The sequence below is a fragment of the Abditibacteriota bacterium genome (genome assembly GCA_017552965.1).
Lineage (GTDB): Bacteria > Armatimonadota > UBA5829 > UBA5829 > UBA5829 > RGIG7931.
This window is the reverse complement of record JAFZNQ010000096.1, coordinates 1-5939: the sequence shown is the minus strand read 5'-3', so window position 1 is coordinate 5939 and position 5939 is coordinate 1. Positions and strand designations below refer to the sequence as shown.

The window sequence follows — 5939 nt, the reverse complement described above, 5'->3', positions numbered from 1 at the left end:
TCTGGCCCCTTCCACCAGCCCGCTCCGGCAAAGCCGGAGTAAGGAACGGGCTGGCGGACCCTCCAGAGATCCCTTACCGGAAATCGCGTAATGCTGACGCATTACACATATGCGATTTCCGCCGGGATGACAAGGGAGGGCATTTTATGCCGTTTTGGCCGGGATGACGCGGGGTTGTGGCGTGTGCAAAAAGCGTTCTCTTGTCCCGTTGGGCCTGTGCGTTGCCGCAGTGCTTCCTTCTTATAACAGGGGGCTTCTTACCGGTGAGGGCGTTCTGCCCTCACCGCCGAAGTGACGTTGTGTTTGAACGGGACAAGGCCTGGATGACGCGGGGAGCGCGCCGGGATGACGCGGAAAGAATAAAAAAGCGGAGGGTGGTCCTCCGCTTTGTTATTGTCAGGGCGTGCTCTTGAGCGCATCTTGTCAGGCCATGGTCCTGAGCATTTCTTCTGTCACCATATACCTCACCGGCTTGCCTTGTGAAAAGGCGGCGAATTCCTCCGCCATATACTCTGCCATCCTGGCCACCTCCCTGCCGGAGCTGCCGGCTATATGGGGGGTGAGGATGCAGTTGTCCAGTCCGAAGAAGGGGCTGCTTTCGACGGGAGGCTCCGGGTCCGTCACGTCCAGCAGGGCGGTCAGGTCCGGCCTCTCCGTGAGGATCTTCACCAGGTCCTGTTCCACCACCTGGGCGCCGCGTCCCGTGTTGATAAAGGTGGCGCAGGGGAGCATGCGGGAAAACAGGCCGTAGTTCAGCATGCCCTTTGTCTCCCGGTTGTTGGCCAGGTGGTTGGACACCACTATGCACTGTGAGAAAAGCTCCTCCAGGGAGCATTTTTCCACTCCCAGCTCCTCTGCTGCGGAGTCGGGCAGGAAGGGGTCGAATACCAGGGTGTGAAATCTGTATTGCTTCAGCCTCCTGATGACCTCCTTGCCCACCATGCCGGCGCCTATGACGCCTATCTTCTGCTCAAAGCAGCCGGGGTAGCCGCCAAAGCTCCTGCGGGCTCCGGCATAGTCCCCCCGGGAGGCCTGTCTCGAGGATGCCCAGAAGCCCTTGCAGGACAGGGCTATCTCCGCCGCGGTGAATTCGCCCACGGGCACCGCGTTGGCGGCCCAGGCGCTGAACACCTTGACGCCACTGCGGATAAAGGGGAGGGCAAAGCCCTGCACGGACCCCGCCGCGTAAAACACCGCTTTCAGTGAGGGAAAGACCCGGGCTATCTCCTCCTCGGTAAAGGCGGGCATGCCCCAGGTGGAAAACACGTATTCGGTCCCGGCATAGAGCTCCGGCTCCCGCAGGACGTCTTCTTTGGTCCGCACCGCCGGGTCCAGACCGGCGGACAGGGCCAGGGCTTCTGTCAGAGCCTCGGGATATACAGCGGCGACGGTGCCGGGGTTTTGGTTGAGAAATATGCTGTTCATAATGACTTCCGATCAATAAACGTTTTTGTCCTTCTGATATCTGCGCCACACGTTTTCAAAAAAGATGTCCTCCTCCGGCAGAGGCCTTACGGGCCGCCATGTGACGGAGTAGGAGGAGCCCTCCTTCCTGATCTGCTGCACCATGCCGCCGGAGGGGACGGTCTCCGGGACAAAGCGGAACTGCTCGTCCAGACCTTCCCTCAGGCTGCCCTCCCTGCTGCAATACAGGGCGGAGCCTCTGGTGGCCTTCAGGGTGTCGGCGTAGTCCAGGCAGGCGGTGAGCATGGCTGTCTGCACCGTCAGCAGGTCCCTGAGCTTGTAAACAAGGAACAGGCTGTCCGGGCCTGCGACTCCAGCCGTGTTTTCCAGCTGGGACAGGGACGCCTCCGCGTCCAGCAAGGCCTGCTTCATGGCTCTCGGGGACCGGATGGCGCCTCCGCAGGCGCTCATGGTGAGCCGGGCCCTGTCTATGAACTCCGCCGCGTTGTCCGGGTTGGAGAGGACCCGGGCGCAAAAGGCTTCGTGGCGCCGCAGGGCGGCCTCGGCCGCCTCTTCAAAGGCCGCCGCATCCCGGTCCTGCTTCGGCTGAGCGGCTACGTACTGGGCCGCTCTCAGGGAGCCGGCCTGGCCCGCGTTCAGGGCGGAGCCTCCGGGGCGGGTGATGCCGTGGGTGCCGGCGCACTCTCCCGCGGCAAAAAGGCCGGGCACGTCCGTCTGCCACCATTTGTCCACGGCGATGCCGCCGTTGTTGTGCTGGGCGCACAGGGCTATCTCCAGATATTCGCGGGCTATATCCACTCCCTTGGAGCGGTAGAGCTCTATGGCCGGGGTGTTCATGTGGGCCAGCCTGTCTATGGGCTTGCCAAAGCAGGCGCCGGCATTGCGCAGATATTCCGCCGCCTCGTCCGCCAGCTTGCCATAGTCTATCTCTTCGAGGCCGAAGGGGTTGCGGGTGTAGTCCAGATACACCTTCCTGCCTCTCATGGCCGTTTCTCTGTAAACCAGCAGGTCTATGACCGAGGAGCCGGAGAGCACCTTTTTGCTGTCAAAGGGCCACTGATAGCCCTTGAGAAATACCATGGACAGGGCCTCATAGGGGTCCTGGAAATACTCCGCCAGAAACTCGGTCTCCCGGCCTTCCTCGTCTATGGACACAAAGCGGGGCAGGGCCTGCATGTAGGTGCCGGACACGTTCCATCTGGGGGCCGTGGAGGCCAGACCGTATTGCCATTCGGTGAGGTTTTGCAGCGAGGCTCCCGCGTCGATGGCCAGCCCCGTGGAGCCCGTGTGGCAGGCGGGATACACGCTGTGGGCGTATATGCCCGCAGGTCCTCCGGTGGCCAGTATCAGGCTCTGGCAGCCGATGGCTCTGAGGGCGCCTGTGTCCCTGTTCAGGACTATGACGCCGGAGACCCTGCCCTCCGTCTTGATTATCTCCACGCAGAGGAGCCGGTCCAGCACCCTGACGCCCAGGCCGGCGGCCTGTCTCTCCAGGGCTTCGGTCATATATTTGGAGGTGAGAGGTCCGGCGGAGGTGGCTCTGGCATAGGGGTCGTGGTCCGTCTTGTAGCCTACGAATTCGCCGTAGCGGCTGTAGGGGAAGGGCACTCCCAGCTCCGTGAGGTTGAAAAAGCATCTCACGGACAGGGCTGCCTCGCAGAGAGCCGTGTCTCCGTCCACGCAGCCGCCGGCAAACAGGTTCTCGGCCAGCTTGCGTATGCTGTCGGGAGAGTCGCCCGCCAGCCCCAGCTTGTAATAGGTCTGCTTGTCGCTGCCTGTGTTGCGGCTGGTGCCGCACATCACGTCCTCGGTGATGACGGCAAAGGACCTGGTCCCCTCCCGGGCAAGACGGCAGGCGGCGTTGTAGCCTGCCGCTCCGGTGCCTATGATGAGAGCGTCGTAATATTCGGTGTTCATGCTACAGTCTCTGGATATGGAAGCCGCCGTCCACGTCTATGGACTGGCCGGTCACGTAGGGGAGAGAGCCGTCTATGAGGGTCAGCACAGCCGCGGCTATGTCCTCCGGCTGTCCCCAGCGCTTGATGGGCAGGATGCCACCCTCTATGAGCCGGTCGTATTTTTCCTTCACGGTGCTGGTCATGCCCGTGGCTATGATGCCGGGGCGTATCTCGTTGACCATGATGCCGTATTCCGCCAGACGGTCGGCAAAAAGGGCCGTGATCATGCTGACCCCCGCCTTGGAGATGCAGTATTCCCCTCTGTTCACCGAAGTGGTGTAGGCGGACATGGAGGATATGTTGACTATGGCTCCCTTGCGCTCGCCGGGATTGGTGATCATATGCCGGGCTGCCAGCTGGGTGAGGAACAGGGTGCCCCTGGTGTTGATGTTCATGACGAAATCATAGCTTTCCTCGGTCATGGTGAGCAGGTCCGCCCGCACCTTGGGGGCCACTCCCGCCACGTTGATCAGGGCGTCTATCTGCCCGTGGGTATTCAGGGCGCAGTCTATGAGACGGGCCCTGTCTTCGGTCCGGGACAGGTCGCCCCTGACGTACACAAAGCCCTCTCCGGGCTCCGAGGGCATGGCGGGCGCTATGTCCATGCCCGTCACACGGTATCCGTTTTCCAGCAGCTTGCGCACGGTGGCAAAGCCTATGCCGCCGGCCACTCCGGTCACTACAGCGTTTTTCATGTCGTTAACCTCTTACCTTTTCCTTGTAAATGGGCAGATATACTTCCTGGTCTCTCACGGGGCAGCCAGCGGGACTGCCTGTCCTCATGATGTCGGTGCATTTGGAGCAGCACAGGCAGATCTTGCGGGGGTCCATGCCGCCCTTGGTGAGTATGTCGGCGGCAAAATCCGGATAGGCAAAGGTCTGTCTGCCAAAGCCTGCCATGTCAAAGGCCCCTTTGCCTATCATGGCTGCGGCCACGCCGGCAGCGGCAACTCCCAGATAGGAGAGCCCGGAGCACACCAGCTTCACCGAGGGGACCAGCTCCTTCAGCCGGGCCGTGGCCCCGAGTATGTCGGCCACGTTGGTGAGAGGATGCTCCTCCGGCTCGTAGCCGCCCTTGAAGAAGGGGCGGTTCACGTGGGGGATGACGTAGGGGTTGCCTACGGTGATGTTTGCCAGCTCCACTCCGCTCTTGGCCAGCTCCCGGAGTATCCAGGCGGCCTCCGCGGGGTCAAATTCGTTGCTGCCGTCCTGCTTCATGCCGAAGCCCCAGGGGTAGGGGATGGCGTCAAAGGCGTTCATGCGGACCGTGACAAAGGTCTTGTCCGTGACCTCCATGGCGCCGCTGACCGACTCTCTGAAGAGGCGGCTCCTGTTTTCCAGGCTGCCTCCGTAGCGCCCTTCCCGGTGGTAGGCGGACAGCAGCTCGCTCAGGAGATAGCCGTGGCAGCACTTGATGTCCACGCCGTCAAAGCCGGCTTCCTCCGCCAGGGCAGCGCCCTCCACCAGAGCGTCCCGGACCCGGTCCAGATACTCGTCGGTGGCGATCCTGTCCGGGGAGACGGGCTTGTCCTTTTCCCACACGGGATTGGTGTAGGCTATGATGGGCTCCGGCAGGCCCGAGGGCTTGGAATATCTGCCGGAATGGGTGAGCTGCAGCACCACCACAGGCTCGTAGCCGTTGCGCTTCAGGCCGGCTTTTTTTATCTCTTCCACAGTGCGCTTGTAGCTGTCCACGTTGTCCTTGCAGATGTAGAGCTGGAAGGAGTTGGCCTTCGCCTCCGGCAGCACCGCGGTGGCCTCCAGCCATACCAGGCCGGCGCCTCCCTCGGCAAACATCCTGTAATGCCGCAGAGTGATCTCGTCGGGGGTGTTGTCGGGCAGGGCGCTGCAGCTCTCCATGGGCTGGCAGCACAGTCTGTTGGGAATGACGCAGGAGCCCACGGTCAGGCTCTGCTTCAGGACGGACAGGTCCTCGGTGTAGGGTATGCCCGCGCCGAGAGCGGCGTTCTGTTCCAGAAAGACCCGGGGGTCTGTGTAAGTGTTGCGTTTCATGCGGTCACCTCAAAAGTAATGGCAAATTCTGTCTGTCCCTCCGCCAGAGGTATGTCGATGAGATATACAGGCTCCTTGTTGTTCCTGATGCCGGAATGGTTGTGGAGACGGTGCTCGCGGACGGATATGGCGCAGTCCGGGACCTGAGCTTTCAGGCTGCCAACGTACAGGGTCCCGTTTTCAAAGCGGGGTTTCAGGAGGGTGACGAACCGCTCCGTGACGCTCCGGAAGGAGCCCCGGAAGGAGTCCCTGACCGTCACAGAGCTGTCGGTCCATTCAAAGCTGCGGCTGAGCCCGGTGAGCTGCTCCAGACCGTAGGCCCCGGCTATCTCCAGCTCCGCCCGGGAACCGCCCTCATAGGTCAGGGTGCCGGTGTATTCCCTGCCGGCCTTCTGATAGCAGCCGTCTATGACGGGCACCGAATGCCCCTCCGAGGAGTTGCACAAAAAGCCGTATCTGGTGTCTCTCTGAAAATACTGGCGGGTGTATTCGCCGCTGCCTATGTCGCACAGCAGCTGGCCCTCCTTGCCGGAGATGATGAAG

The 5939-nt window shown here is 61.9% G+C and carries 5 protein-coding genes; all 5 read right to left on the bottom strand.

What is annotated here, in order from left to right:
* Window positions 1–423 precede the first annotated feature (423 nt).
* Entirely contained in the window at window positions 424–1425 is a 1002-nt protein-coding gene (locus IK083_07960) for a hydroxyacid dehydrogenase (GenBank protein MBR4749487.1), read from the bottom strand.
* Window positions 1426–1437: 12 nt separating this feature from the next.
* Window positions 1438–3342 carry an FAD-binding protein gene (locus IK083_07955; GenBank protein ID MBR4749486.1) on the bottom strand — a complete coding sequence of 635 codons (1905 nt, stop codon included), beginning with the start codon at window positions 3340–3342 and terminating at the stop codon, window positions 1438–1440.
* 1 nt (window position 3343) lies between these two features.
* Complete coding sequence (locus IK083_07950; protein MBR4749485.1) at window positions 3344–4078, bottom strand: 3-ketoacyl-ACP reductase; 735 nt, start codon at window positions 4076–4078, stop codon at window positions 3344–3346.
* A gap of 4 nt (window positions 4079–4082) precedes the next feature.
* A complete protein-coding gene (locus IK083_07945; GenBank protein MBR4749484.1) occupies window positions 4083–5396 on the bottom strand; it encodes a flavin oxidoreductase/NADH oxidase in 1314 nt (437 codons plus the stop codon).
* A partial coding sequence (locus tag IK083_07940) for a hypothetical protein (GenBank protein ID MBR4749483.1) occupies window positions 5393–5939 on the bottom strand: 547 nt, incomplete at its 5' end. The genes IK083_07940 and IK083_07945, both read right to left, overlap by 4 nt.

Bases quoted from the DNA above. Each gene is read 5' to 3' on its own strand.
- IK083_07960 (MBR4749487.1), bottom strand. From the start codon at position 1,425: ATGAACAGCATATTTCTCAACCAAAACCCCGGCACCGTCGCCGCTGTA.
- IK083_07955 (MBR4749486.1), bottom strand. From the start codon at position 3,342: ATGAACACCGAATATTACGACGCTCTCATCATAGGCACCGGAGCGGCA.
- IK083_07950 (MBR4749485.1), bottom strand. From the start codon at position 4,078: ATGAAAAACGCTGTAGTGACCGGAGTGGCCGGCGGCATAGGCTTTGCC.
- IK083_07945 (MBR4749484.1), bottom strand. From the start codon at position 5,396: ATGAAACGCAACACTTACACAGACCCCCGGGTCTTTCTGGAACAGAAC.